Origin of the sequence: Streptomyces sp. APSN-46.1, assembly GCF_022815725.1 — a bacterium.
Taxonomy (GTDB): domain Bacteria; phylum Actinomycetota; class Actinomycetes; order Streptomycetales; family Streptomycetaceae; genus Streptomyces.
In genome coordinates this window covers 931794-957326 of record NZ_JALGRF010000002.1, presented here as the reverse complement: position 1 = coordinate 957326, position 25533 = coordinate 931794, and the positions used below count along the sequence as shown (strand labels likewise).

Below are 25533 nucleotides of genomic sequence, written 5' to 3'. Positions count from 1 at the left end.
GACGGTAGGCCCCGCCACCCCCGAGTGGCGTGGGCCCCCGGACCCATCCCCGCTCCGCCCCGCCCGGCCTAGGCTGGCGACGCCGGACCGGACCGGACCGGGGCCAAGGGAGGGCAGAGCAGCGTGCGGCAGCAGCACTGGCACGACGGGGCAGCCGTCCTCCGCGTCGGCGGCGGCCCGGCGATCCGCCCGGCGATCCCCCTGGAGATCGCCGCCTCCTACCGCGCCCGCACCCGCGGCCTCCTCGGCCGCGACGGCGTCGACGGGGCGCTGCTGCTCACCCCGGCCGCGAGTGTGCACACCTTCCGGATGCGGTTCGCCATCGACGTGGCGTACCTCGACCGGAACCTGCGCGTCATCGCCCTGACCACCATGGCCCCCGGCCGCCTCGGCCTGCCGCGCCCTCGTTCCCGCCACATCCTGGAGGCCGCCGCCGGCGCCATGGCCGGATGGGGCCTGCGCGTCGGTACCCCGCTGGCCGTCGAACCGCACTCGCGTCTCACCTCGCGCTAGGCGTGGTCCCCGCCCGGCGGTAGGTTGGGGCGGTTGAGCCGGGGTGTCAGGGGAGCGTCATGACGGAGAACGCGCGGGTCAAGGCGCTGGAGCAGATCATGCCGGCGACGCACGGCGCCGACGAGGACATCGACTGGCGGGCCGTGGAGGCGGCCTGGGGCACCCGGTTCCCGGCCGATTTCGTCGCGTTCATGGGCCGCTTCGGCGCCGGCTCCATCAACGGTGAGGCCAGCGTGCTGCTGCCGCTGCCCAAGCCCGGACTCCAGTGGGACCCGGCCGGGATGGCCGAGGAGACCGGCAACGCCCGGGCCGTCTGGGAGGCGGAGGGCGGCCGCGCCGCCTTCGACGTGGACCCGGAATCGATCATCGCCTGGGGCGTCACCGGCGGCTCCGACATCCTGTGCTGGCTCACCACCGACCCCGACCCGGACCAGTGGCCGGTATTGGTCTGTGGGCGGCACACCGCCGATTCCTTCGCCGTGTACCCGTACGGCATGGCCGAATTCCTCTACCGGCTGTGCGCCGACGAGTTCGACATGAGCCCCGTCAGCATCACCTTCTGGGACGGCGGCCACCTCAGCTTCGTGCACTGGCGCAAGGCCCAGCGCCGTTGGCAGGAGGGCCGCAACCCGGAGACGGGCGAGCCCGATCCCTACGCCGGAGACTTCTCCGACTAGCGATAGCGACGCCGGCCGGCGAAAACTACCGCCCTTCCCTCCTCCCGCACCACCCAACCCCGTTCCCTGGCCGGAAACGGGCGTTTCGGCATGTCTACGCGCGTTGGAATTGTGGATCACATATCGGAAAACACCAGCCGGAAAAGCCCTAGTTGGAGCATTGAACACAAGTACCGCCCCAATGGAATCAACCACCCTGCCCCCAGGAGAGAATTCCGGCCAACGGGCCACGGACGGACATCCCCAGCCCGGAGCAACTCGCAAGTAACAACGGGACTCAAAAGGAATTCAGGGGAACCCCACCGTGCGACGAAGAATTTTCAGCGCGACCGCGAGCACGCTCGCGCTCGGCATGCTGATACCGCTGACCGGCTGCGGAGGTTCCGGAGAGGACGCGGGTGACGGCAGTACGCTGCGCCTCGTCGCCGCGGAATACGGCGATGGTCCGGCCACCAGCTCCAAGGCTTTCTGGGACAAGGTTTCGGCCGATTTCACCACTGCCAACCCCGGCATCAAGGTCGAGGTCCAGCTCCTGCCGTGGGCCGACATCGACCGCGAGGTATCCCGTATGGTCAAGGCCGGCAAGGCGCCGGACATGGCACTGATGGGCTCCTACTCGGACTTCGCGGCGCAGGGCAAGCTCTATTCCGCGGAGGAACTCCTGTCGGTCACCGCCGAGGCGAACTTCCTTCAGCCGCTCGCCGAGGCCGGCTCCGTCGGCAACACCCTCTACGGCCTGCCCTTCGTGGCGAGCAGCCGTCTCCTCTTCTACAACGAGGCGCTGTTCGCCAAGGCCGGGGTCAGCGCCCCCAAGACCTGGTCCGACCTGAAGTCCGCCGCCAAGGCGCTGAAGGACAAGGGCGTGAAGTTCCCGTACGCCCTGCCGCTGGGCCCCGAGGAGGCGCACGCCGAGGCGATGATCTGGGAGCTGAGCAACGGCGGCGGCTACGCCGACAGCAGCGGCAACTACAGCCTGGCCTCCGACCAGAACATCGAGACCTTCCGCTGGATCAAGGACAACCTGGTCTCCCCGGGCCTGACCGGCCCGACCCCGCCCTCGCAGCTCAACCGGGCCGACGCCTTCGCCGCGTTCCTGCGCGGCGAGGTCGGCATGCTCAACGGCTACCCGTCGCTCGCCCACGAGGCGCGCGCCAAGGGCATCGGCGTCGGCACGGTGGCCATGCCGGTCTCGGACACGCTCGGCTCCGGTGAGAACCCGCCGGTCGTGGGGGTGGCCGACTGGATGATGGCGTTCAAGCAGAACGGCAAGCGGGCCGAGATCGGCACGTTCATGGACTTCGTCTACCAGGACAAGAACCTGTCGGACTTCGCGGGCCGCTACCACCTGCTGCCTTCGACGGTCTCCGCCGCCCGCACGCCGGCCGGCGGCGGCGGCCTCGACAAGAACGACGAGTTCTTCCTGACCGCCCTGCGCGGCGCTCAGCTCTACCCGGTGAACGACCCGTCCTGGGTGACGGTCAGCGACACCATCAAGCGCAACATCGGGCGCGCCGTCGAACCGGCCGGCGACCCGAAGACCGTCCTCGAAGACATCGCCGGCAAGGCGAACGAGGCGTCCAAAAAGCACTGAACGGACCCCCGACACGGGACCTTTGACCCTGCCGCATCCCACCCCGTGCGGCATCATGGCTGCTACGGCTCTTGATCCAAGGCCGCGGCCCAGCCGCCCGCCGAGCACTCACGAGGTGCGCGGGGCGGCCGGCCCCCACTCCCGACCGCCGACCGACCGCCGACCGCGCGCTACCGCGGATCGTTGCCGGACGTCTTGTACTGGACCCCGCGCAAGAAGCGGGGAGCTGACACAGTCTCGGCGCCTCAGGAACATAACCTGATCACCACCCGTTTTCCGAGCAGATACGACCGAACGATCTGATCAACGGGGGATGTCCATGAGCGTGAGCGTGGATGTGAGCGTCAACGGCACGGTGGCGACGGGCTGGGAGTCCGTACGGGAGGAGTTCGCGGCCTTCGTCGCGGCCGAAGCCCACTCGCCCGAGGCCCAGTTGGTGGTGCACCACCACGGCCGCCCCGTGGTGGACCTGTGGGCCGGCGAGGACACCGACGGGGACACCCTGAGCGGCGTCTACTCGATCACCAAGGGCGCGGCCCACCTGGTCGTGGCGCTGCTCGTGCAGGACGGCGTACTGGAGCTGGACCGTCCGGTGTCGGCGTACTGGCCCGAGTTCACGGGGTACGGCAAGGAGCGGCTGACGGTACGACAGCTCGTGTCGCACCAGGCGGGCCTCATCAACAGGCCCGAGGGATTCACCCTCGACGAGCTGGCCGACGACGCGGTGGTCGCGGCGAAGCTGGCCGCCGCGAAGCCGTACTGGGAGCCCGGGACGGCGTACGGCTACCACGCGTTCGTGATCGCCGCGCTGACCGGCGAGGTGGTGCGCCGCGTGACCGGCGGCCGCTCGATCCAGGACGTCTACGAGGAGCGGATCCGCGCGCCGTACGGTCTGGACCTATACCTTGGCCTGCCCGCCGAGCGGGAGGGCCGCTGGAAGCCGATCCTGGAGGCGCTGCCCACGCCGGAGCAGCTGGCCGCGATGGCGGCCGGGCCGGCGCCGTCGCCGCTGATGACCGTCGCGTTCAACTGGCACACCGACCCGCCGATGGACCTGATCGCCTTCGCCAACCACCCCGAGGTGAAGGCGCTCGGCCCGGCTTCGGCGGGCGGGGTCGGCTCGGCGCGCGGTGTCGCGGGCATGTACGCGGCGATGATCAGCGAGGTGGACGGCCGGGCTCCGCTGCTGAAGCCGGACACGGCCGCCGAGTTCGCGAAGCCGCACACCCCGGGCGAGGACCTGGTCGCGCCGGGTCCGGACCACTTCGCGCTCGGCTTCGAGCGGCTGCCCGACGTGGGGCCGCGGGCGCTCGGCCACAGCGGTGCGGCGGGAGGCCAGGGATTCGCCGATCCGGCGACGGGTGTGGCGTACGGGTACACGCGCCGCCGGTTCGGCTTCCCGGGCGGGCCGGCCCCGGAGAACGAGCGCCTGACGGCGGCGGTGCTGAAGGCGGCGCGGGCCGCCGGATAACCGCGCGGCGGGTCAGGCCTGGCCGGTCTCGAAGCGGCTGATGTGCCCGTCGTCGGAGACCGTGAAGCGCCAGGTGGTGCGCATCTCGCCCCACGTGTCGTTGCGGTAGTTGACCACGAGGGCGTGGCCGCCGTCGGACTCGGACTCGACCAGCATCCGGCCGCCGGAGGAGAAGATCTCCTTGTCGGCCCATTGAGCGACGTCACGGTCCGAGCCGTCGTCGGACATCGTCGCGTCGGGGGTGAGGACCGCCTCGAAGGCGTCCTGGTCACCCGCGTTGACGGCGGTGACGAAGGCGCGGACGGCGGGGTCGGACAGATGGCTCGGGGCGATCACGAGGGCCTCCTGGTCGGGTGTGCGGATGGGCTGCCCGACCAGGGAACACCTCGGGCGGGGCCGGGGCGCTGACCCTCACCCGTTCGCCGCCGGACGGCGTGTCAGGACGGCGTGTCAGGACGGCCCGGATGCGGGGGTGTCGGGCTCCGTGCGCACCGGGAAGCCGGTCGGGCGGCCCTGGTCCCCCAGCCAGGCCAGCACCTGGTCGAGGGCCTCGACGGTCTGCGCGCGGTTGCCGCCGCCGTCGTGGAAGAGGACCGTCGGGCCGTTGCCCATCTCGCGCTTCACCGCGTTGACGATCGCGGCCACGCCGGGCTTCTCGAAGTCCTTGGTGTCCACGTTCCAGCCGAGCGGGCGCATGCCGTTCGCGGCGGCGATGCGCCGGCTGTCGGGGGTGAACGCGCCGCCGGGGGCCCGGTAGTACTCGACCTTCGCGCCGCTGCCGGCGGCTTCCTCGATCAGCTTCTTCGCCTCCAGGATCTGGCGCTCCTGGTAGTCGACGGGCTTCTTGTCCATGGACGTGTCGTGGTCCATGGAGTGGTCGCAGAGCCGGTGGCCGCCCGCGACGACCTTCTTGACCAGGTCCGGGTGCGCCTTGGCCGCCGGGCCGACCATGCAGAAGGTGGCCTTCACGTCGTACTTCTTCAGTACGTCCAGGATCTGGGGGGTCCACCGGGGGTCGGGGCCGTCGTCGATGGTGATGTTGACGGCGTTCGCGCCGCTCTCGGAGGCGTGGGCGATGCCCTCGGGTATGCGGGGACGGGGACCGCCGCTCGCGGGGTCGCCGCCCGGCTTGCCGTCCGGCTTGCCGTCCGTGCCCTTCTTGCCGTCGTTGTCGCGCTGCGCGTCCGTCTGCCGTGAGGCGTTGTCCCGCAGGCTGTGTTGCCCCGGCTCGACCAGGGCCACCACTCCCCACACCGTCGCCGCCACGGCCGCGGCCGATGCCGCGACGGCTATCCGTGCCCGTGTCCCCTGACTGTGCATGCGCGCCATGAACCCCATGAACCCGTCCCCCTACCCGTCCGGCGTTGCGAGCCCTCCGTGGGTCATGACGTCGGTCAACGCAGCGGGGTTCCCGCCAAATCCCCCTAAAGGCGGAAGGCCCGGCCGCCGGTGGATCCGTTGATCCACCGGCGGCCGGGCCGTCCCGTCGTGCGTGTAGCGATACGTCGATCAGTGCGCGAGGGACTCCTGCGCGCGGCCCGACGCTCCGTCACCGGGGCCCGCACCCGCACCTGCACCCGCACCGGCATCCGCATCCGCTTCCGCGCCGGCCGGGGCCTTGGCCGGGCCCGCGCCCTTCAGCGGGACCTCCTTGACGAACCAGGCCGCGACGAAGCCCAGGACGGCGATGGCCGCGCCCAGCAGGAACGCCGAGTGCGTACCGGCGGCGACGGCGTACTGGTACGCCTCGCGCACCGCCTCCGGCAGCTTGGCCAGGCTCGCGGCGTCCAACTGCGCGGAGCCGGCGGCGCTCGCGGCCTCGGGGCCGAGGCGGTCGGCCATGGTGTTCGTGACCTGGGTGGTGAACAGGGAGCCCATCAGGGCCACACCGAAGGAGCCGCCGAGCGTGCGGAAGAGGGTCGCCGAGGAGGAGGCGACGCCCATGTCCTTCATGTCCACGCTGTTCTGTGCGACCAGCATGGTGATCTGCATGAGGAAACCGAGTCCCGCACCCAGCACGGCCATGTACAGGCCGGAGACCAGGCGGCTCGTCCCGACGTCCATCGTCGCCAGCAGGAACAGGCCGACGATCATGAGCGCGCCGCCGATGATCGGGAAGATCTTGTACTTGCCGCTGCTGGTGGTGATGCGGCCCGCGATGAGCGAGACGACCATCATCGAGAGCAGCATGGGCAGGAGCAGCAGGCCCGAGTTGGTGGCGGAGGCGCCCTGCACCGACTGCTGGAAGAGCGGCAGGTAGAGCACGCCGCCGAACATCGCGAAGCCGACGAGGAAGCCGATCACGCTCATGAGGGTGAAATTGCGGCTGCGGAAGATGTGCAGCGGCATCACCGGCTCGGCGGCCCTGGTCTCGGCGTAGAGGAACGCGGCGGTCGACAGCGCGCCGACCACGATCAGGCCGAGGATCTCGACGGACCCCCACGCGTACTCGGTGCCACCCCAGGTCGTCACGAGGACGGTGGAGGTGATGGCGATGGTCAGCAGGGCGGCGCCCAGGTAGTCGATCTTCCCCTGCGCTGCCCTCTTCTTGGGCAGGTGCAGCACGGCGGTGACCATGGCCAGCGCGACCGCGCCGAGGGGGAGGTTGATGTAGAAGGACCAGCGCCAGCCCATGTGGTCGGTGATGGTTCCGCCGACCAGCGGGCCGCCGATCATGGCGAGGGCCATCACGCCGGCCATCATGCCCTGGTACTTGCCGCGCTCGCGGGGCGGGATCAGGTCGCCGATGATCGCCATGACGCCGACCATCAGACCGCCGGCGCCCAGGCCCTGGATGGCGCGGAAGCCGATGAGCTGGCCCATGTCCTGGGCCATGCCGCTGAGGACCGAGCCGACGAGGAAGATCACGATCGAGGTGAGGAAGGCGCCCTTGCGCCCGTACATGTCGCCGAGCTTGCCCCAGATGGGGGTGGAGGCGGCGGTGGCCAGCGTGTACGCGGTGACCACCCAGGAGAGGTGCTCCAGGCCGCCGAGCTCACCGACGATGGTGGGCATCGCCGTACCGATGATCATGTTGTCGAGCATGGCCAGCAACATCGCGATCATGAGCGCCATCAGCACGACCCGGACGCTGCGCGGCTTCACCCCCGTCGCCCCCTCGGAGGGGTCGGCCTTTTCGACTGTCTCGCTCATGTCCACTCCCCTGGCACTGCCACGCCGGCCCACGCCCATCGGCACTTCTCGTCACTTGCTGCCGGCCGGGCACTTACTTGCCGACCGGCTAGTTCACTACACTGGGGAAGGTAGACCCGCTACTAGCCGGGCGTCAAGTAAGTTTTGGGGAGAGCCATGTCCGCGAGCAACAGTCCTCAGCAGCGCCGGGGCAACACCCGCCAGCGCATCCAGGACGTCGCACTGGAGCTCTTCGCCGAGCAGGGGTACGAGAAGACCTCGCTGCGCGAGATCGCGGAGCGGCTGGAGGTCACGAAGGCGGCGCTGTACTACCACTTCAAGACCAAGGAAGACATCATCATCAGCGTCTTCGAGGACCTGACGCGGCCGATCGACGAGCTGATCGAATGGGCGGAGGCTCAGCCGCGCACCCTGGAGATGAAGCGCGAGGTGCTGCGCCGCTACAGCGAGGCGATGGCGGCGGGCGCGCCGCTGTACCGCTTCATGCAGGAGAACCAGGCGACGATGCGGGAGCTGACCATCGGCGAGACCGTCAAGCGGCGGCTGTTCACCCTGGTCGAGCTGCTGCGCACCACGGACGGGCCCCTGGAGGACCAAGTGCGCTGCGTGAGCGCCCTGTTCACGCTGCACGCCGGGATGATGTTCCTCCAGCACGTGGAGGGCGACCCGGAGGAGACCCGCCTGGCGGCCCTCCAGGTCGCGACGGACCTGATCACCCAGGCGCACCACGCGGCGTAGCCGGGGTGGTGGGCCTGGGTGACGGCGTGGGTCAAGTGACGGGCGGGGGTCAGCGGCGGCCGATGACCCCCGCGAAGGCGGCCAGGGAGATGGTGCCGGTCTTCTTGGCGGCGCTTCCGACGGCGCCCCAGCTGCCGATGGACTGGCCGTAGTTGGCGGTCAGGGCGGTTCCGGTGGCGGCGTTCTTCGGGTCGGACATGTCCGTGCCGGCCGCCATCTCCACGACCAGCGGGACCTGGGTGGAGAGGTTGACGGAGCCCTGGAGGACCTTTCCGGCGATCTTCCCGGAGGCGGTGGAGGTCCCGACCACCTTCGCGCCCGTGGTGCCGATGTAGTTGAAGACGGTCGAGGCCTCGGACGCGGCGCTCCCGCCGGTGGTGGCCAGGAACGTGCGGCCCGCGGTCTTGGAGACCACGCTGGCCTTGGACACCGCGCCGCTCGCCACGCCGATCGTCTTCATGGCGACCTGCCCGGCCTTGAGGCTCTTGGCGACCGCGCCGATCCCGGGCAGGGCCGCGAGGGCGTCGGCGCCGAGGCCGACGAACGTCATCGCGTCCCAGTCACCCTTGATCGACGCGTCCACGGTGTGCGCGCCGAGCGCGGCGACGGCGGTCACGACGGCGATGGGCCCCGCGATCGGCGTGAGGACGGGGACGAGGGCCAGGACGCCGGCGACGGCGGAGACGATGCCGAGGATGTCGCCGAAGAGTCCCCAGAAACCGCCGCCCTGTTCGGCGGCCGCGGCCTCGGCCGCCTTGCGCGCGGCCTCGGCCTTGAGCCACTCGAACTCCTGGCCCCGGGTCTGGATGATCCGGGTGAACTCCCGGTCGGTGAGCAGGCACTGGAGCTGGAACTCGGCCTGGAGGGCGATCGCGGTGTCGACTAGATCGTAGAGGTGGCCGTCGGGGATGCGGTCGCGCGCGTAGCCGTTGTCCTTCAGCCGCCAGTAGTTGCCGGTGAAGCTCATGCCGCCCATGGCGAGCGAGTAGTTGGGGCCGGTGTTGCGGGCGATCTCCGGGTGCATGAAGGACATCACGCCCTGCACCGAATCCCGCAGCGCGTACCTGTCGCCCTCGTCGGGCCACCACGGTGACTCCTCGGAGGGCTTCCACTCCTCCATCTGCGTGTACTGCTTCTCCAGGTCCGACCGGAGGGACTCGGTGAAAGCCTCGGCCTGGGCGGCGGCTTCCGGGTTCGACTCCAGGTACGCGCCGTACTCCTCGTCGAGGCGCCGCAGCGCGGAGAGGATCTGGCCCCTCTGGAAGACGAACATCCGCAGGAGCTGGTCGATCTTGTAGCGTTCGGCACTGGTCAGGGCGTTCGCGTCCCAGCCCCAGATCCTCATCGCCATCGACTCGTCGCCGGTGTACATGTTCAGTTCGGAGTGGACCGCGCCGACGAACTTGTCGCTCCCCGGGTCGAAGCCGAGGCTGTAGAGGGGTGAGCTGATCTGGTACGAGATGTGCATGGCGGGGAGATCCCTTCTCAGGCAGCGGCTTCGGCGAAGGCGATGGTCTTGCAGACCTGGCCGATGATCTCGACGCAGTCGTCCCACTCGGCGATGTTCTCGGTGGCGATGGCGAAGTCCGCCATCGCGAGGCGGCCCGGGATGGGCACGAACACGTGGAGCTGGCGCACGGTGGTGGCGCCTCCCCCTTCGCCGAGGAGGTTCACCGGGCGCTCGACCTTCCGCTCCTCGGTGATCAGCACGGCGGGGCCGGCCTCCAGACGGACGACACCGACCTCTGCGTCCGGGTAGATCGCCCCCATGGTGCGGGCCAGGCGGTGCACGGTGAGCTCGTTCGACAGCTCGGCGGGGCGGGCGGTCACCGTCAGGGTCACCGAGGAGAGCTTCTTCTCCGGCTCCTCCGGCGAAGGCCCGGACAGCAGGGTGCCCGCGTAGACGGCTCCTGCCGCGCTGAGCATCTCGTACATCGACTGCTGGGACAGGACCGCGTGCGCGATCTCCTCGTCCGACGGCTTCGGATCGACCATGTTCAACCGCTCGATCAGCCGGTTGGTGTTCACCTCGGCGGAGACGGCGAAGTCGATGTCCTGGAAATGCTCCGGCACTCCGAAGCTGAGCGGCAGATCGATGGTGACATCGGGCACGGAGGCGCTCCTTGAGGGATGGAGGAGGGGCAGGAAGCACGGACGGCGCCGTCACGGGATCGACCGTGATCGGCCCGGCGGCGCCATCCTCGACAGGAGCCGGAATACCGACAAGGCGACACATCCGGCCATCCGCGCGAGACGGCCCGTTCCGCCCCCCAGGGGCTCCGGAAGATCCGGATCTCATCCGGAATGCGGAGGCCCCGGGCGGAAGTGAATGTCCTGATACTCCGTCACCCACACGAGGGGCGCCCCCCGCCGCCGGTCAGGCGGGAAGGTAGTCGGCGGCCCCGTGCCGGGGCAGGCTGGCCCAGGTGCGCGTGCCGCCTCCGGGCTCGCGGGACTCGCCGAACCCCCACGCCCCGCCGCACTCGCGCACCACCACCGCCATCAGCCGCAGCGCCGCCCGCCGCCGGGCCTCGCAGTGCGCGGCCAGCCGGGGGTGGGGGTGGGACGCGTGGCCGTCGTAGACGCTGAGGCGGAGCGAATCGTCCCGGTACCGGACGGACAGGTACAGGCTCCGCCCGGGGTCCAGGCGCCAGGCCGCGGCGACGAGTTCCCCGGTGACCTGCACGGCTGCGGGGGCCAGCGGGTCGAGCCGGTAGGCGTGCAGGACGGACCGTACGGCGCCCCGCGCGATCTGGGCGCTGTACGGGGCCCCGGGCACGGTGAGGCTGCACGTGAGCGTGTCGAGCGAGGGCGGCTCGCTCCCCGTGGGCGCGGGCGGGGTGACGGGGCAGGACATGAAGGGGCTGGGCATCGCGGACTCCCTGAGGTCGGTGGTGGCAGCGGTGAGTTCGACGCGCACGGGTGGCTGACGCGGAGATGGGAGCGTGGCTCGTCGCCGAGGCCGAGGCATGCTGCGGCGATGCACTTCAACTCCCCTGCGTGAGCGGTGCATTACCTAATGTAGCGCCGGTGGGCAGATTTTGGCCCGGGTAGCGGGAGAACTCTGCCGCCCGTGGCCGGAGGGGGCGCGTACGCGCGAGACTGCACACCATGACCGCTAGGACAGCTCCCACAGAGCGTCAGAAGAGGCTGGGACACGAGCTGCGCAGGATGCGCACATCGGCAGGCATCTCGGCCGAGTTCGCGGCCGGCCTCCTGGGTGTGGACCGAGGCGCCGTATCCGCCATGGAGTCCGGCACACGCGCCATCACGGCCGAACGGCTACGGACGCTGGCATGCAACTGCGAGGTGACCGATGAGCAGTACATCGCCGGGCTGACGGAGATGGCCCAGCCCGTCGGGCGCAGGTGGTGGGATCGCTACCGCGGCCAACTGCCCCAGGGATTCCTGGACATCGCCGAACTGGAGACACACAGCACCCGCATGCGGGGTGCCTACTCCGTTCACATGCCCGGGCTTCTCCAGACCTCCGACCACGCCCTCGCGGTGTTCCGGATGGTCATCCCCGCTCTGCCGGAACATGAGGTCGCGTTGCGGCTGGCACTGCGCGTCGAGCGCCAGCAAGTGCTGGACGGGGAGAACGGGCGCGACTTCGTCGCCATCGTGCACGAGGCCGCCCTGCGCATGCAGTTCGGCGGTCGCACCGTACTGCGCGCGCAGCTGAACCACTTGCTCAATCGGTCCGAGCAGGACAATGTGACGGTACTCGTCCTCCCGTTCGATGCGGGCGGCTTCCCGGGCGCAGGCCAGACCGTGCTCTACGCCGAGGGGCCGACAACCCAGCTCGACACCGTGCAGGTGGACAACTCGCACGGACCTGACTTCCTGCACACCGAAAGACAACTCGCCAAGTACCGGGCCCATTTCGACCTGATGGAGAAAATGGCGCTGTCCCCTCGGGACTCTCGGGACTTCATCCACACCGTCGCAAACCAGCTGTGAAAGGGGAGACCATGACCTCCGTAACGTGGGAAGAGCCGTTCTGCGGTGAAGGAAACTCCTGCTACCGGATCGGGGTGGACGGGGACGGCAACAGCTACATCGCCGTCGCGGGCGCGGAGGCCTCGTACCTCACCGACTCCACGGACGCCCTGCGCCAGCTGATCCGGGACATCAAGGCCGGCAAGGCCGATCACCTCCTGACGGACTGACCGGCGGCGGGCGGTTCCGAGGCCGCGAAGGCCTCGAACGCCATGCGGTCGGTCCGTGCGGGGTCGCCGTTCAGGCGGTGGAGCAGGAGCCAGCGGCCGTCGTCGTGCGCCACCGCGACGGCAGACGCGGCGCGCGTGGCGCCGTTGTGCCACAGCGAGGCGTTACCCCGTTGCCACGTGGGTGCCGGCGGGCCGAGCCTGCGCTCGACGAGCAGGCCGACCAGGATGGCGGCCATGGTCCTGGGGGTGGACCACAGGCCGCCGGAAGGCAGCATCGGCCCGGTCAGGGTCCAGATCGCACGGGGACGGCCGAACAGGGTGCGCGCCACCAGGCGCCGGTCGGCCGGGGGGACCGCCGTGGCCGCGCCCGGTGGCAGGCCCAGGGGTTCCAGCACGTATGCGTCGACCAGTTGCTGGTACGTACATCCCGACACCGCGGTCAGCGCCCGTCCGAGCACCGCGTACCCGAGGTTGGAGTACTCCGTCGCCCCGGGACGCGCCGTCACCACCCGCTCCAGGTCACGCAGCAGCACGCCGAGCGCGGCCTCGGTGAAGTCGAGGTACGGGTCGTCGGCGGGGCCGGTGTCGCCAGGTGGCAGGCGCGGCAGGCCCGATGTGTGCTCGGCGAGGTGGCGCAGGGTGATCCCGGTACCGGGGGGCACCTCGGCGAGGCAGTCCTCAAGGGGGGTGTCGAGGCCGGTCACCCCCCTTCCGGCGAGCCCCATCAGGATGGTTCCGGTCATCACCTTGCTCAGGGATCCGAGTTCCACGAACCGGTCCGCGTCATGCCCGCGGGTGACCCGGTCCGTGATCCCCTCTCCGCCCAGCAGGCAAGTGGCTGTCAGCACGTGAACTCGCTCCCGTCAGACCGTCCGCCGGTCGAGTGTCCCCGAGAGGAAGGCCAGGTCGCAAGCAACCACCGTCAGCGCGAAGCCCGCCAGGCCCTCCGGGTGGGCGGGGTGGCGGCACAGCGGCGGGTCGGTACCCCCGTCCAGGCCAACGCCGGAGGATCGGCCGGGGTGGCCTCCATCAGCCGCTTGGCCAACTGCTGCAGCAGCCCGCCGTCGCCCGTCAGCTGATGGCCGCCTGGGCTCGTCCACCTCGTCGATGAGCTGGCCGTTCACAGCCTTCCCCATCTGGGATTCAGCCGTCTCGGCGGTCTCGGCGGTTGTATTTTCACTTGGAAATTCCGGGGTGAGTGACGGTGCCAATTCTGGCCTGCTCGGCCCAAAGGCGTAGGGGGCTGGCTTGAATTACTCATATAGCTAGTTACTTGAGGTGCATCTGAGATTCCTGTGTGATCTGGGGCACAGCTTGGCTAAATCGGTTGATCACAAAGCGGCGAACCGAACAAACTCAAGAAGTCGGCGAGCCCGCACATCTCCCCGCTTGCTCAATGCGGAGGCGGGCGCATTCGCAACAACTGATTTGGGAGCGATCGTGAAGAACGCACAATTTTGGACGTGGCGGCGGGAAATCGCTGTGACTCTCATCGCGACAGGCTCTGCGGTCGCGTTGGTGGCAACCGCAGGTGCCGGGGTGTCCCACGCAAGCGAGGGCCCGGTAAGCATTCCCGCAAGTTCGCTCTCCGCAGATGGCAAGTTTTTCACACCTGGCCCGAACACCGTGGTCAAGCGGAACGCCGGGGCGACTGAAACCCGCAGCGAGTTAGCGCAGAACGTCGCCCCAGTGTCTCCGGCACCTGCGGGGACGACGGATTACTACGCGATTAAAAACGCACACTGGATAAGCCAGTCGTGTGGCACTAACGTGATCCAGCAGACGAGCGGGCAGGGCAAGACCACCCTCGTCCTGTCGGTTGAAAAGAGCGTCGCTGCGACCGTCACCAAGGAGGTGAACGTCGACCTGAAGTACATCTCCGCCGGCATGGGATGGAGCGTCACTAATACCTACAGCGTCAAGAACGAGACGCGCTACGAGGTTCCCAGTGGCAAGTTTGGGACCGTCCAAGCCTTCCCGCTGTACGATGTGTTCGTAGGTGACGCCTGGTCAGGAGCCGGCGGTCGGTTCCCCACAGGGAAGAAGGTGTACGCCTACAAGCCTGTAGGCGTCTGCTTTAATCAGTGGCTGCGATGATGATCCGCTGAGAATTCGAAAAGGATGAGGTGCGGCCGCGTGGCTTGGAAAATTCGACCCTTAGCCTTAGCGGCTGCCTTCATTTTTGCGCTTACTGGGTGCGAGGATAGCGTCACGCCGGATGTCAACCCCACCAAAAGTGCCATCAGATTCACCCCGCTAAACGAACTTGAATCGATTGGCGTATCCGACGATCCGCTGAACGATTTCGAAGAAGCCTCGGCCGGCTCCCTCAGGATCCTCGCCGAGCTAGATAGCAGCCAGCGGCGAATTATCGCGTACATAAACGGCGATTCCTGCGGCCTCTTGATCACCTCTAAGGCAGACCCCAAGGTGAACGATATTCATCTCGTGTCGCATTTCGCGAGGGGAGATGATGGTACCAATCCCTATCCCGCCGGTCCATATAACAGCGCTTCCGGTGCTGGAAGCTCTACAAAATGGGCATCCATGCATTGTGGCACGAATGCCATAGTGATCGAATACACGCCAGGCGAACCCGATGCCCCGATGAATGCGCGCGGCCATGCGTCAGTGATGCGAATACCGCACGGCCCATCGGCCACACGGATCGTTATTGGAGAACAAAAGACGCGAGAGCAGATCGCGGACCGAGCGAAAGCATCGGACAACGCAATTCCCTCGAGCTCTTCGCAATGAAATCGAATCGCCGACCATTTGTCACGATGTCGCGATAGCGTCTCCCGGCAACCCAGGGCTAAAGCCCAGCCCGAACTGAGGGCCCGCCTCGGTCGCGGAACGAGTGTCCCGCGGGCCTGCACGCTGGGCCCGGATCGGCGCCGCCCGTCATGGGCCGCGGTCCGCCCGGACTTGAACGGTGCCTACGACGCGGCGGACGCGATGAAGCCGGTGAGGTTTTCGGCGTAGCGGTCGGGGTGGGTGAGGTGTGGGACGTGTCCGGCCCCGTCCAGGGTGCGTACCCGCGCCTGGGGGAGGGCGGCGGAGAGCCTGTCGATGATGACGGGGAACCAGGGCGGGCTCTCGGTGCCTGTGGTCAGGAGCGCCGGGCCGGTGTAGTGGGACGACAGGCGGTCGAGGTCCACCGTGTTCCAGCCCGGGTCCGCCTGTTCGTCGGCGAAGGTGGGGGCGTTGGCGGCGAAGGTCTGGCGGATCGGCTCCGGCAGCGCGTCCCACGCGCCGGGGCCGAAGGCGACCTCCTCGACGAAGCGGCGCGCCCCGGCCCGCTCGTCGCCCGCGCGCAGGGAGGCGAGGACGCCCTCGATGCTGCCCTGGGTGGCCCGCATCAGCGGTCGCAATTCCGGGTCGTCGGCCACGATGCCCATGAGCGGCGGCTCGTGGGCGGTGAGGGTGCGCAGCAGCTCGGGGCGGCGAGCGGCGAGGCCGAGCGCGGTGGAGGCGCCGAAGGAGTTCCCGGCGACGTGGGCCGGCGCGCCGAGCATCTCGATGATCGCCGCGAGGTCGTCCTCGTCCTCGGTACGGCTGCCCTGGCCCGGCGGTCGCTCGCTCCGGCTGTGTCCGCGGCGGTCGTAGACGAGGACCTCGAACGAGCGGGCGAGGCGGGGCAGGACGCCCTGCCAGCCGAGGTGGTCGCTCCAGGAGCCGTGGACCAGGACCAGCGGGTCGCCCGCGCCGTGGACCTCGTAGAAGAGCTCGACGCCGTTCAAGCGGGCCCTTGGCATGCCTGGCCTCCGTCTGCTCACCGGTGTACCGACCGACCGTCCGTCCACCGGACACATACCGCGGGCCGGGGCGGGCCACCCGCCGGGCGCCGCCCCGTAGCCCGTCCAGGTCAGCCGAGCCGGCGGTCCGCGGCGGTGATCGGGACGTCGTTGATGCTGGCTTCGCGGCGGCGCATCAGGCCGTTGTCGGCGAACTCCCACTGCTCGTTGCCGTGGCTGCGCCACCACTGGCCGGAGGTGTCGTGCCACTCGTACTCGAAGCGGACGGAGATGCGGTTGCCGGTGTACGCCCAGAGCTCCTTGCGCAGCCGGTAGTCGAGCTCGCGCCGCCACTTTTCGGCGAGGAAGGCGCGGATCTCGGCGCGGCCGGTGAGGAAGCGGTCGCGGTTGCGCCAGACGGAGTCCTCCGTGTAAGCGAGGGCGACGCGCTCGGGGTCGCGGGTGTTCCAGGCGTCCTCGGCGGCCTGGACCTTGGCGCGGGCGGACTCCTCGGTGAAGGGCGGCAGGGGCGGGCGTACGGGGTCGGGCAGTCGCATGGCGGTCACCTCTCGGTCGCGAGAACGATCGTTCTCGAAGAGTATGAGAACGATCGTTCTCCACGCAAGGGGATGCTGGGCTACGCTGCCGTCATGGACGACGAAGAGGCCCGCACCCGGCTCCTGGACGCGGCGGAGACGCTGTTCTACGCCGAGGGCATCCAGGCCGTCGGGATGGACCGCATCCGCGCGGAGTCGGGGGTGCCGCTGAAGCGGCTGTACCGGCTCTTCCCGGCGAAGGAGGCGCTGGTCACGGCGTACCTGGAGCGGCGGGACGCGCGGTGGATGGCGAGCCTGCGGGGCGCGGTGGCCGGGGAGGCCGGGGTGTCCGGGGAGACCGATCCGGTGGGGGCCGTCTTCGACTGGCTGGAGCGGTGGTTCGCGGAGCCTGACTTCCGGGGGTGCGCGTTCCTGAACGCGTACGGGGAGCTGGGGGCCGGTGGGCCGGCCGGGGTGCTGGACGTCGTACGCCGGCACAAGGCGGAGCTGCGGGCGCTGCTGGCGGAGGTGGCCGGCCCGGGCCGACCGGAGCTGGCCGACCAGCTGCTGATCCTGGTCGAGGGCGCGACGGTGGTGGCCGCCCTCACCCCGGGCCCGACGGCCTCGGCCTCGGCCCCGGCCCGCCGGGCCCGGGAGGCGGCGTACGCGCTGCTGCGCTGACCCGGGGCCGGGCGGGACCGTCAGTTGCCGACGCTGCGGGGGAAGGTGATCTCCACGCGGCGGTTCTTCTTGCGGCCTTCGTCGGTGCTGTTGTCGGCGATCGGGTAGTCCTCGCTGTAACCGCGGACGTCGTAGGTGACGGAGGGGTTCGTCACGGTCTTGGCGAGCTCGGCCTGCACGGCGTCGGCGCGCTGCTTGGAGAGCTCCTTGCCGTGCTCGTAGCTGCCCTGGTCGTCGGTGAACCCGAAGACGCGGATGCGGGTGGCTTTCTGAGTGTTGATCTCCTGCCCGATGGCCTGTATCCGCGCGGCGGCCTGGGCGTTGAAGACGGCGCTGTTCTCGGGGAAGAGCACCTCGGACTGCAGCGCCATCATGACGGTCTGGTTGGTCTCCTGCCGCCGCTGCTCCCCGCCGAGGTCTTCGACGACCTCGGCGATGTCCAACACCTTGACGGGCGCGAGCGTTCCTCCCTGGGGGATCTTGAGCCCGGGGGCGTTGGAGTCGATCGCCACTGGCGGTGACGCGGATGGCTCGGTGCCGGGGGGGATTGAGGGCTTCACGTCATCGGCGTGGGCGCTGGTCGCGCCGACAAGGTGGGCACCAGCTATGACAAGCCCGGCGACCAGGGTCGCGGTGGAGATGCGGTGGCTTTTGGTCATGGCGTCACCCGGAGATCTTCAGAGTGGTCGAAGCGAATGTGGGGAAGTTGAACTCCACCTCGCTGGTGGTCGCGGGAGGTGCCGGGAACTGGGCGAAGAAGGGCACTGACTGACCTGCCTCGATGATGACAACGCCGGTGGTGCACAGGCACCTGCCATCCGTGTCCCGAAGAACGTAGTACCTCTTCTTGCCCACCTTGTCGACCAGCGTGACTCCCGCCATGGAAACGCCACTCGCCTTGAGTTCGTTGCCACGCCAAGCCGCTGTGTTGCCAAAGGGTTTGTCCCCGGTGTTCTTGATCTGACCGCTGACCGTGATGAAGCCTCCGGCATCCCGGGCAGCAGAGTTGATGTCCAGGACGATTCCCGCCTCCCCCTTGGCGGTCGCGATGATCTGCGGAGGTGCAGACGGCTGGCTGCTGCTCGCCTGAGGCTGCGATCCTGCGCTGGGCGTAGCGCTCTTCACCGGCGGAGCACTTGGGGAGGTCTTGGCTTGGCCGTCCTCGCCACATCCGGCCAAGGTGAGGAGCAACGCCGCCGAAATCGCAACGCCCGCCCCCCCACGCACTTTCACCCTATGCCGCATGCCCATCGAAGCCGCTTCCTTATCTCTCATCAATTTGTCAGCCGGCCAAGCGCACATCAAAGAGACTCCGCGCCAACGTTTTCCAGCGATCCGGTTTCAGAGGGTCGAACCTCACGGTTGTCCCGCCCCGACATTTGAAGACCACGGGGTCAGCCGAGGGGGAGGCTGTCGGCGAGGGTGCGACGGTCGGCGAAGGTGACGGCGCACCGGGAGGGTCTGCAGCGAAGCCCAGCTCGCACCGCGGCACGATCTCGGCCACCGCCTTGGCCTTGGCATGCGTCCCCTCGGTTCCCGGGACCACCGAGTCCCCCACCGTGCCGTCCGTGGTCACCTCGACGGTGAACCGCAGCATCGAGCGACTGCAGGTCCCCGCCGCATCGTTCCGCCGCGCGAAAGCCTCAGCAGCTCCACAGGCCCGTGACCAATCGAAGGACCGCCCCTCGACGACGCCCTCCCAGTCTTGAGGCTTGAGCATGGCGAGATCCAAGGCCGGGTCCAAGTTGTCCCTAGCTTCCCGCGCCGCCGCCAGGGCCGCCGCGTCCGCCGCCCCTTGGGCGTCGCTGCGTACCACGGCGGCCTGGCCGAACACGAAGAACACGAGGGCAGCGAAGAGCAGGGCAGCCACTACCACCACGTAGAGCGGAAAGGCCTGGCCCCTGTCATCCGGCCTCCCTGGAATCACGAACCGGCTGTGAGGCCCGCGATCGCCGTCGTGATGCGACCCACGATGGCGGTACCAATGCCGGTGCCGACCATGGCGCCGATGATCACCACGACCACCAGGATGATGCCCAGGTATTCGAAGGCCGTCTGGCCGCGGTCGTGGGCGGGGTTGGTCGGGTAGCGCTTTCGCATCCTCGCCAGGGTGTTCTGCAACATGGGGGTTTCCTCCCGGGCTGGTGCCGCTGTTGGTTTGCGGACCGTACGGGGTGTGACGGGGCGTTACCAAGGGTCCCGGGGCCCAATTGCGGACCCATTGTGTACTCCGTCTAGCCATGGCCGGTTACTCCTGGACGGGCGGTTCCCAGCCAGCGGGCTATCGCCTCGCTGCGGGTGGTGCTGTGGAGCTTCGCGAAGATGCGGTTGATGTGGTTCTTCACCGTCTTCTCGCTGATGAAGCAGGCGGCCGCGATCTGCTGGTTGCTCATCCCGGACGCGATCAGTTCCATGATCTCTACCTCCCGAGAACTCAGCCCGAAGACAACAGAGTTGTGCACCCGCTCAGAAGACTGTGCCACAGTTCGTTGCGGTTGCGAAGAGGTGCGGAGTTCCGCGAGGAGGGCGCTCGCCGCTGTCGTCGTGAAATGGGCCCGGCCCTCGCGGACGTCGCGGACCGCGCGGATCAGGTCGTCGGCCGTGAACTCACCGTGGACGAGGTACCCGCCGGCGCCCAGGAGCAGCGCTTCCCGGACGATCTCCGGCTCCTGGCTGTACGTCAGCATCAGGACGGGGGCCAAGCGCACGAGGTGCGGCAGGGCCGAGATGCCGTCGACGCCCGGCATGCGCACGTCCAGCAGGATCACGTCCGGGGTGTGGGTCCGGGTCAGGCTCAGGGCCTCGCGGCCGTCCGCCGCCTGGGCGGTGACCTCGATGTGCTCGGCCGTCGCCAGGAGGGCCGCGAGGCCGGCGCGGACGACCGGGTTGTCGTCGGCGATCAGGACCCGGATCGGCGTCATCACAGGGCTCCCGTCAGCGGGAGGTCCAGGCGGACCTGGGTACCGGGGGCGCCGCCCGGGCGGGGGCCGATGTGGAGGCGGGCGCCGATGGCGGCGGCGCGTTCGGTCATGCCGAGCAGGCCGAAGCGGCCCGCCCGCCGGAGGGCCGCGAGGTCGATGCCGCCCGGCAGGCCGCGGCCGTCGTCCCAGACGGTGAGGGTGAGGTGGGCCGCTTCCACGACCGCCTCGACGACCACCCGCGCCGCGTCCGCGTGCCGGCGGGCGTTCTCCAGCGCCTCGGAGGCCACCGCGACGACCTGCCGGGCCACCGCCGCCGGGACCTCCGGGAGCTCGGCGGCCAGCCGCAGTTCCGCGTCGGCGCCCAGCGCGTGGAGCTCCGCGGCCAGGGAGACCCCGGGGGCCGCCCGCAGGTCCGTCAGGAGGGCGCGGGACTCCCGTGCCGCCCGCCGGGCGGCGTCCGCGACGAGGGCCGCCCGCTCGTGCAGCGCGTCGGGGTCCCCGGTACGGGCCAGGGCGTCGGCGGCCAGGGCGAGGCCGTGCAGGGTCTTGGAGACCGAGTCGTGCATCTCGCGGGCCAGGCGGTCCCGTTCGGCGCGGACCGCCTCGGCGGCCGCCAGCCGGGCCCGCGTCTCCGTCAGGGCCTGACTCGCCGCGCCGAAGCGGAGGAGGAGGTCCCGCAGCGAGGCGCCCGCCGCCCCCGCCAGCAGGCACAGGGCGGGGAGGACGATTCCGCCCGCCCCGACACCCGCCCCGACGCCCGTCCCGACGCCCGCCACCAGGGCCGCCTGGAGCGCGGCGTAGACCGCGGAGCCGCGCCAGCCGTAGACCAGCCCGGCCAGCAGCGGCGTGCAGAGGGCGACCAGGCCGAGGGGTGAGTCCGCCGTCGCCGTGACGAGCAGGAGCCCGCTCAGCGCCATGTCCGGGGCCAGCAGCCAGCGGTGGCGCAGCAGTAAGGGCCCGAACCGCTCCCAGTCGCGGAACAGGACGTAGGACAGCATGAAGGTGAGCAGGATCGCGCCGGCCACGAGGTACGTCGGGCCGCCGCGTGCGGTGCGGCCCAGGACCAGCGGGGCCCCGAGGCCGATCATCACCATCCGGAAGGCGAAGACCCGCCGGCACAGGGCCTGAAGGGCCTTCGCCCGGAGATGGAGGAGATGGGGGAGATGGGGGAGGTGGACGAGGGGGAGCGAGGAATCCTCCGCCCGGTCGGCCGGCCCCGCCGAAACCGCCCCCGCCCCCGCGCGCCCCCGCCCGCCCGGCCACCGAGGCCACCGCGGCCACCGCGCCCGCCGCGGTGAGCCGGTGTCCAGGACCGCCACGCCGCTCACCCGCCCCCCAGCATCGCGCCGAAGTCCACGTTCGCCCCGTAGACGAAGCCGCACACGAGCAGGATCAGCGTGCCGGGCAGCATGAACATCGTCACCGCGAACGTCGCCTTCGGGACGGCCCGCGCCGCCCGCCGCCGCGCGTTCTGCGCGTCCGTACGCCGCATGTCCTCCGCGATGGCGATCAGCGTCTCGACGATCGGCGAGCCGAGCTCCTCGCCCTGCTGGAGGGCGGTCACGAACTGGGCCACCTGCTCGCTGTCGTTGCGCCGGCGCAGCTCGTCGAAGGCCTGGCGGCGGCTGACGCCCATGTCCATCTGCTGGAGGGTGATCCGGATCTCGTCCGACCACGGGCCGTCGTACTTGGCCGCCACCCGCTCCAGCGCCTGCCGGAAGCCGAGCCCGGCGCTGACGACGACGGCCAGGACGTCCAGGAAGTCCGGCAGGGTCCGCTCGATGTGGTCGCGGCGCATCCGGATCGCCGACCACAGGCCGGCCTCGATCCAGAACAGCCCGAACGCGACCATCAGCAGCGCCGGTACGAGCTGCCCGTTGAGCAGCATCGCAAGCGCGCCCAGGCCGCCGAGGAAGCCGTACACCGCCCGCCGGGCCGCGTAGCGGTCTATGGTCAGGCCCGCCGGATTGCCCGCCATGTCGATCTGGCGGCGCTTCCTCGCCACCCGCCCGGGGCCCATCAGGCGCAGCACCAGCGGCGCCCAGCGGATGCCCAGCCGGTCGACGGCCGAGCCGACCGCCGTCGTACGGGTGGCGCCGACCTCCAGGGCCAGCGCCAGATCGGTCGGCAGTTTCACCTCGGCCCGGTACATCCGTACGCCGTGGAAGACGCCGAAGACCGACGCACCCACGATCACGGCCAGCAGCAGTGCGATCACGACCGCCCCCTCACACGTCGATCTTCGACAAGCGGCGGATGAGGACGAAGCCCAGCGTGAACAGGCCGAGCGCGACCAGCACCGCCGTCTGGCCGATGAACGCGCCGGTCATCCGGTCCAGCGCGCCGGGCATCATCAGGTTCACCAGCAGCAGCGAGCCGAGTCCGATCGCCGGGACCAAGTACGCCGTCACCGTCACCTGGGACAGCTGGGTGCGGATCTCGCGCCGCGTCTCCTTGCGCTGCTCCAGCGTCACCGTCAGGTTGCGCAGGCTGCCGACGATCGCGCCGCCCGCCCGCGCGGACAGGACGAGGGTGGAGACCAGCACGACCAGTTCGCGCGACGGGAGCCGCTCGGCGATCTCGCCCAGCGATTCCTCGATGGAGTGGCCGACGGCGAGCCGGTCGGCGACCCGCGCGAGCTCCTCGCCCGCCGGGGCCTCCAGCTCCTCGGCCGCCATGGCGATGGCCGTACGCAGGGCCAGTCCGGCCTGGGTGGCGTTGGCCAGGATGCGGGCGAGCTCGGGCAGCTGGTTGATGAACCGCTCGGTGCGGCGGGACCGCTGCCAGTTGAGGAAGCCGTTGCCCGCCCACAGCCCGATCAGGCCGGCCACCGGCCCGAAGAACGGGGCCAGGAAACTCGCCGCGATCAGCCACGTCCCGGCCACGGACATCAGCACGTAGACGAAGAACTCCCCCGGGGTCAGGTCCAGGCCCGTCACGGCGAGCTTGACCTCGATCCGCTTGCCCAGCGCGGTCCTTCGCAGGCGGCGGTCCACGCCGGCGAAGCGGCGTCGGCGGCCGGTCGGTTCGGGTGCGCCGTCCGTGGCGAGACGTTCGATCAGGGCCGCGCGCTGGGCGCGGCCCGCGGCGTACGCGTGGACGCCGGCGACCACGAGCACACAGGCGAGCAGGGTAGCGCCGAGGGTGGCGAGGATGAAGGGGTTCAGGTTCACAGGGCGGTCCGGGTGATGCGGGTGGCGAGGGGGTCGCCGAGAGGGTCGGCGAGAGGGTCGGCGCGGTGGTCGGCCAGCGGGTCATTGCGGTGGTCGTCCGGCGGCGCGACCCCGAAGGCCTGCGGGATCGGCTGGTTGTTCATGTAGAGGCGCTCGGCGATGCGGCGCGGCAGCGGGTAGTACGCGAAGTAGCCGTGGACGCGCCCGTCCGGCCCCATGGGCTGGGCGGCGAAGCGGCAGACGGTGGTGATCCGGAAGGGCTCACGGCCGTGCGACTCCAGGATGGAGATCTCCGTGATGCGGCGCGAGCCGTCTCCGAAGCGGGTCAGCTGGACCACCACGTTCACGGCACTGTTGATCTGGTCCTGGAGGGCCTCGAACGGGACCTCCACCTCCGACATGGAGGCGAGGGTCTGCAGCCGCATCAGCGCGTCCTCGGCGCTGTTGGCGTGGACGGTGGCCAAGGAGCCGTCGTGGCCGGTGGACATCGCCTGGAGCATGTCGAGGGTCTCGCCGCCGCGGACCTCGCCGACGATGATGCGGTCGGGACGCATGCGCAGGGAGTTGCGGACCAGGTCGCGGATGGTGATCTGCCCCTTGCCCTCGACGTTCGCCGGGCGGGACTCCAGGCGGATGACATGGGCCTGCTGGAGCTGGAGCTCCGCCGAGTCCTCGATGGTGATGATGCGCTCGCCCTCCGGGATCAGGCCGGAGAGGGCGTTGAGGAGGGTGGTCTTGCCGGTGCCGGTGGCCCCGGAGACGATCAGGTTCATCTTCGCCTGGACCAGGCCGGAGAGCAGGAGCAGCATCTGCTCGTCCAGCGAGCCGAGGGCGATCATCTCGTGCAGGGTGAAGGCGCGCGGGAAACGGCGGATCGTGAGCGTGGCACCGGTCAGGGAGAGCGGCGGGATGATCACGTTGACGCGCTCGCCGCTCGGCAGGCGGGCGTCGACCATCGGATTCGCCTCGTCCACACGCCGGTTGACGGTGGAGACGATGCGCTCGATGGTCTGCATCAGCTGCTCGTGCGAGGCGAAGCGCAGCGGGAGCTGCTCGACGCGGCCGGCGCGCTCGACGAAGATCTGGTCGGGCCCGTTGACCATGATCTCGGAGATCGAGGTGTCTTCGAGGAGCGGTTCGAGCACGCCGAGGCCGAGTGCCTCGTCCACGACCCGGCGGATCAGCTGCGCCCGCTCGGCGGTGGAGAGTACGGGGCCCTCGCGGCTGATGATGTGGCCGAGGACGCGCTCCAGGCGCGCCCGGCGCTCGGCGGGGGCGAGCGCCGACATCTCGGCGAGGTCGATCTCCTCCAGCAGCTTGGCGCGGTACGAGGAGACCAGCCGGCCGTCCTCGCGGGGGCTGTGGCGGTCGTCGGGGGTGTTGACCCGGGAACGCAGGCTCATGGTCCGGTCACCTTCGGGTCGTCGTTGGGCATGACGGCCGTTGCCCTGGCCGGTTCGGGATTCAGTCCCGGGATGATCGAGTTGATCGTGATGGACACGCTCGCCGTGACGGCGTCGGCGTCCTTGCTCACGGAGACGTCGGCGGTGAGCCCGCCGCGCACCGCCGCCCGGCCGGCCGCGGCCCCGCCCGAGCCCTTGCGGGCCTCCACCCGCGCCGCCGTGCGCGCGGCCGTGTCCGCCTGCTCGTGTACGTACGCCACCCAGCCCAGCTGGATCCCGCAGAGCGCGACGAACAACAGGATCGGGATGAAGCCGATGTACTCCAGGGCGACTTGGCCCCGGTCGAGGTGCGCGCGCCGCCTCGTCTCGCTCCTCATCTCACTCCTCCCTCTCCATCGCGGCACCGGCGGTGCCTGCCAGCGAGCCGAAGTCGAGCCCGGGGAACAGCACGGGAATCCGCAGGGTGACGGTCGCCTTGTACACATCACCCGCGGGGCCGCAGTCCACGGACATGCCCCACGCGTCCCCGATGTGCCGGCCCGCGGCCGTACGGCACTCCCCGTCGCCCTTGACCGCCCCCGCCCGCGCCGCCTCGTCCGCCGCGTTGCCCGCCAGGGAGAAGGCGTACCCGATCAGTACGCACTCCCACACCGCCGCCACGAGCAGCAGGATCAGCGGCACCATGCCGACGAACTCGACGGCCACCTGGCCGAGGTCGCGGTCGTGGGCGCGGCCCCGGCGGCTGCATCTGCGACGCGCGGGCACCG

The 25533-nt window shown here is 70.0% G+C and carries 30 protein-coding genes; 10 read left to right on the top strand and 20 right to left on the bottom strand.

The genetic code is table 11. From position 1 onward, the window contains the following. Positions 1-123 precede the first annotated feature (123 nt). The 4 genes from MTF65_RS11050 (at position 124) to MTF65_RS11035 (ending at position 4252) form a co-directional block, all read left to right on the top strand. Entirely contained in the window at positions 124-513 is a 390-nt protein-coding gene (locus MTF65_RS11050; protein WP_374207202.1) for a DUF192 domain-containing protein, read from the top strand. A gap of 59 nt (positions 514-572) precedes the next feature. Beyond that, the gene (locus MTF65_RS11045) at positions 573-1190 is read left to right on the top strand and encodes an SMI1/KNR4 family protein (RefSeq protein WP_243628373.1); all 618 of its coding nucleotides are present in this window, start codon (positions 573-575) and stop codon (positions 1188-1190) included. Between the two features lie 352 nt (positions 1191-1542). Then, complete coding sequence (locus tag MTF65_RS11040) at positions 1543-2781, top strand: extracellular solute-binding protein (RefSeq protein WP_243628670.1); 1239 nt, start codon at positions 1543-1545, stop codon at positions 2779-2781. A gap of 319 nt (positions 2782-3100) precedes the next feature. Further along, complete coding sequence (locus MTF65_RS11035) at positions 3101-4252, top strand: serine hydrolase (RefSeq protein ID WP_243628372.1); 1152 nt, start codon at positions 3101-3103, stop codon at positions 4250-4252. Positions 4253-4264: 12 nt separating this feature from the next. Here MTF65_RS11035 and MTF65_RS11030 read toward each other — a convergent pair whose 3' ends face one another. The 3 genes from MTF65_RS11030 to MTF65_RS11020 form a co-directional block, all read right to left on the bottom strand. Continuing rightward, positions 4265-4588, bottom strand: a complete 324-nt coding sequence (locus MTF65_RS11030; RefSeq protein ID WP_243628371.1) for a nuclear transport factor 2 family protein — start codon at positions 4586-4588, stop codon at positions 4265-4267. A 114-nt stretch (positions 4589-4702) separates the two neighbouring features. Next, positions 4703-5581, bottom strand: a complete 879-nt coding sequence (locus MTF65_RS11025; RefSeq protein ID WP_374207201.1) for a polysaccharide deacetylase family protein — start codon at positions 5579-5581, stop codon at positions 4703-4705. 180 nt (positions 5582-5761) lie between these two features. After that, the gene (locus MTF65_RS11020) at positions 5762-7405 is read right to left on the bottom strand and encodes an MDR family MFS transporter (protein WP_243628369.1); all 1644 of its coding nucleotides are present in this window, start codon (positions 7403-7405) and stop codon (positions 5762-5764) included. 156 nt (positions 7406-7561) lie between these two features. Here MTF65_RS11020 and MTF65_RS11015 point away from each other — a divergent pair, with 156 nt between their 5' ends. Continuing rightward, a complete protein-coding gene (locus MTF65_RS11015; RefSeq protein ID WP_243628368.1) occupies positions 7562-8143 on the top strand; it encodes a TetR/AcrR family transcriptional regulator in 582 nt (193 codons plus the stop codon). A 49-nt stretch (positions 8144-8192) separates the two neighbouring features. Here MTF65_RS11015 and MTF65_RS11010 read toward each other — a convergent pair whose 3' ends face one another. The 3 genes from MTF65_RS11010 to MTF65_RS11000 form a co-directional block, all read right to left on the bottom strand. Continuing rightward, positions 8193-9611 carry a hypothetical protein gene (locus tag MTF65_RS11010; RefSeq protein WP_243628367.1) on the bottom strand — a complete coding sequence of 473 codons (1419 nt, stop codon included), beginning with the start codon at positions 9609-9611 and terminating at the stop codon, positions 8193-8195. A 17-nt stretch (positions 9612-9628) separates the two neighbouring features. Next, positions 9629-10255, bottom strand: coding sequence for a hypothetical protein (locus MTF65_RS11005; RefSeq protein ID WP_243628366.1), 627 nt, complete (start codon positions 10253-10255; stop codon positions 9629-9631). Between the two features lie 265 nt (positions 10256-10520). Continuing rightward, complete coding sequence (locus MTF65_RS11000) at positions 10521-11015, bottom strand: ATP-binding protein (RefSeq protein ID WP_243628365.1); 495 nt, start codon at positions 11013-11015, stop codon at positions 10521-10523. 239 nt (positions 11016-11254) lie between these two features. On the opposite strand from MTF65_RS11000, the gene MTF65_RS10995 reads away from it, so the two are divergent. Then, on the top strand, positions 11255-12106 hold the full coding sequence (locus MTF65_RS10995) for a helix-turn-helix transcriptional regulator (RefSeq protein ID WP_243628364.1): 852 nt from the start codon (positions 11255-11257) through the stop codon (positions 12104-12106). A gap of 11 nt (positions 12107-12117) precedes the next feature. Further along, entirely contained in the window at positions 12118-12315 is a 198-nt protein-coding gene (locus MTF65_RS10990; protein ID WP_243628363.1) for a hypothetical protein, read from the top strand. On the opposite strand, the gene MTF65_RS10985 is transcribed toward MTF65_RS10990, so the two are convergent. Continuing rightward, positions 12297-13163 carry a serine hydrolase gene (locus MTF65_RS10985; protein ID WP_243628362.1) on the bottom strand — a complete coding sequence of 289 codons (867 nt, stop codon included), beginning with the start codon at positions 13161-13163 and terminating at the stop codon, positions 12297-12299. The genes MTF65_RS10990 and MTF65_RS10985 overlap by 19 nt on opposite strands. Before the next feature lie 592 nt (positions 13164-13755). Between MTF65_RS10985 and MTF65_RS10980 the strand changes: the two genes are divergently transcribed. Both MTF65_RS10980 and MTF65_RS10975 read left to right on the top strand, forming a co-directional pair. After that, complete coding sequence (locus MTF65_RS10980; protein ID WP_243628361.1) at positions 13756-14412, top strand: hypothetical protein; 657 nt, start codon at positions 13756-13758, stop codon at positions 14410-14412. Between the two features lie 39 nt (positions 14413-14451). Next, the gene (locus MTF65_RS10975; RefSeq protein WP_243628360.1) at positions 14452-15072 is read left to right on the top strand and encodes a hypothetical protein; all 621 of its coding nucleotides are present in this window, start codon (positions 14452-14454) and stop codon (positions 15070-15072) included. A gap of 182 nt (positions 15073-15254) precedes the next feature. Here the strand turns inward: MTF65_RS10975 and MTF65_RS10970 are convergent, their stop codons facing one another. Together MTF65_RS10970 and MTF65_RS10965 are read right to left on the bottom strand one after the other, a co-directional pair. Then, positions 15255-16073: an alpha/beta fold hydrolase gene (locus MTF65_RS10970; protein WP_243628359.1), complete on the bottom strand. Its 819-nt coding sequence runs from the start codon at positions 16071-16073 to the stop codon at positions 15255-15257. Between the two features lie 110 nt (positions 16074-16183). Then, on the bottom strand, positions 16184-16609 hold the full coding sequence (locus MTF65_RS10965) for a nuclear transport factor 2 family protein (RefSeq protein ID WP_243628358.1): 426 nt from the start codon (positions 16607-16609) through the stop codon (positions 16184-16186). Positions 16610-16702: 93 nt separating this feature from the next. Between MTF65_RS10965 and MTF65_RS10960 the strand changes: the two genes are divergently transcribed. Next, positions 16703-17269: a TetR/AcrR family transcriptional regulator gene (locus MTF65_RS10960; protein ID WP_243628357.1), complete on the top strand. Its 567-nt coding sequence runs from the start codon at positions 16703-16705 to the stop codon at positions 17267-17269. 20 nt (positions 17270-17289) lie between these two features. Here the strand turns inward: MTF65_RS10960 and MTF65_RS10955 are convergent, their stop codons facing one another. From MTF65_RS10955 to MTF65_RS10905, 11 genes are all read right to left on the bottom strand, one after another. Next, positions 17290-17928, bottom strand: a complete 639-nt coding sequence (locus tag MTF65_RS10955; RefSeq protein ID WP_243628356.1) for an OmpA family protein — start codon at positions 17926-17928, stop codon at positions 17290-17292. A 4-nt stretch (positions 17929-17932) separates the two neighbouring features. Further along, complete coding sequence (locus tag MTF65_RS10950) at positions 17933-18520, bottom strand: hypothetical protein (RefSeq protein WP_243628355.1); 588 nt, start codon at positions 18518-18520, stop codon at positions 17933-17935. Between the two features lie 31 nt (positions 18521-18551). Further along, a complete protein-coding gene (locus tag MTF65_RS10945; RefSeq protein WP_308407144.1) occupies positions 18552-19196 on the bottom strand; it encodes a pilus assembly protein TadG-related protein in 645 nt (214 codons plus the stop codon). After that, a complete protein-coding gene (locus MTF65_RS10940; RefSeq protein ID WP_243628353.1) occupies positions 19193-19393 on the bottom strand; it encodes a hypothetical protein in 201 nt (66 codons plus the stop codon). The genes MTF65_RS10945 and MTF65_RS10940 overlap by 4 nt, the downstream gene beginning before the upstream one ends. Positions 19394-19503: 110 nt before the next feature. After that, positions 19504-20190, bottom strand: coding sequence for a response regulator transcription factor (locus MTF65_RS10935; RefSeq protein ID WP_243628352.1), 687 nt, complete (start codon positions 20188-20190; stop codon positions 19504-19506). Next, positions 20190-21284: a histidine kinase gene (locus tag MTF65_RS10930; RefSeq protein ID WP_308407142.1), complete on the bottom strand. Its 1095-nt coding sequence runs from the start codon at positions 21282-21284 to the stop codon at positions 20190-20192. Before MTF65_RS10930 ends, MTF65_RS10935 begins: the two co-directional genes overlap by 1 nt. A gap of 230 nt (positions 21285-21514) precedes the next feature. Next, positions 21515-22405, bottom strand: a complete 891-nt coding sequence (locus MTF65_RS10925; RefSeq protein WP_243628668.1) for a DUF5936 domain-containing protein — start codon at positions 22403-22405, stop codon at positions 21515-21517. A 13-nt stretch (positions 22406-22418) separates the two neighbouring features. After that, positions 22419-23363 carry a type II secretion system F family protein gene (locus MTF65_RS10920; RefSeq protein WP_374207200.1) on the bottom strand — a complete coding sequence of 315 codons (945 nt, stop codon included), beginning with the start codon at positions 23361-23363 and terminating at the stop codon, positions 22419-22421. Continuing rightward, positions 23360-24766 carry a CpaF family protein gene (locus MTF65_RS10915; protein WP_243628351.1) on the bottom strand — a complete coding sequence of 469 codons (1407 nt, stop codon included), beginning with the start codon at positions 24764-24766 and terminating at the stop codon, positions 23360-23362. Before MTF65_RS10915 ends, MTF65_RS10920 begins: the two co-directional genes overlap by 4 nt. Further along, on the bottom strand, positions 24763-25143 hold the full coding sequence (locus MTF65_RS10910; RefSeq protein WP_243628350.1) for a TadE/TadG family type IV pilus assembly protein: 381 nt from the start codon (positions 25141-25143) through the stop codon (positions 24763-24765). The genes MTF65_RS10915 and MTF65_RS10910 overlap by 4 nt, the downstream gene beginning before the upstream one ends. Before the next feature lies 1 nt (position 25144). After that, positions 25145-25531: a TadE/TadG family type IV pilus assembly protein gene (locus tag MTF65_RS10905; RefSeq protein WP_243628349.1), complete on the bottom strand. Its 387-nt coding sequence runs from the start codon at positions 25529-25531 to the stop codon at positions 25145-25147. Positions 25532-25533: the final 2 nt, after the last annotated feature.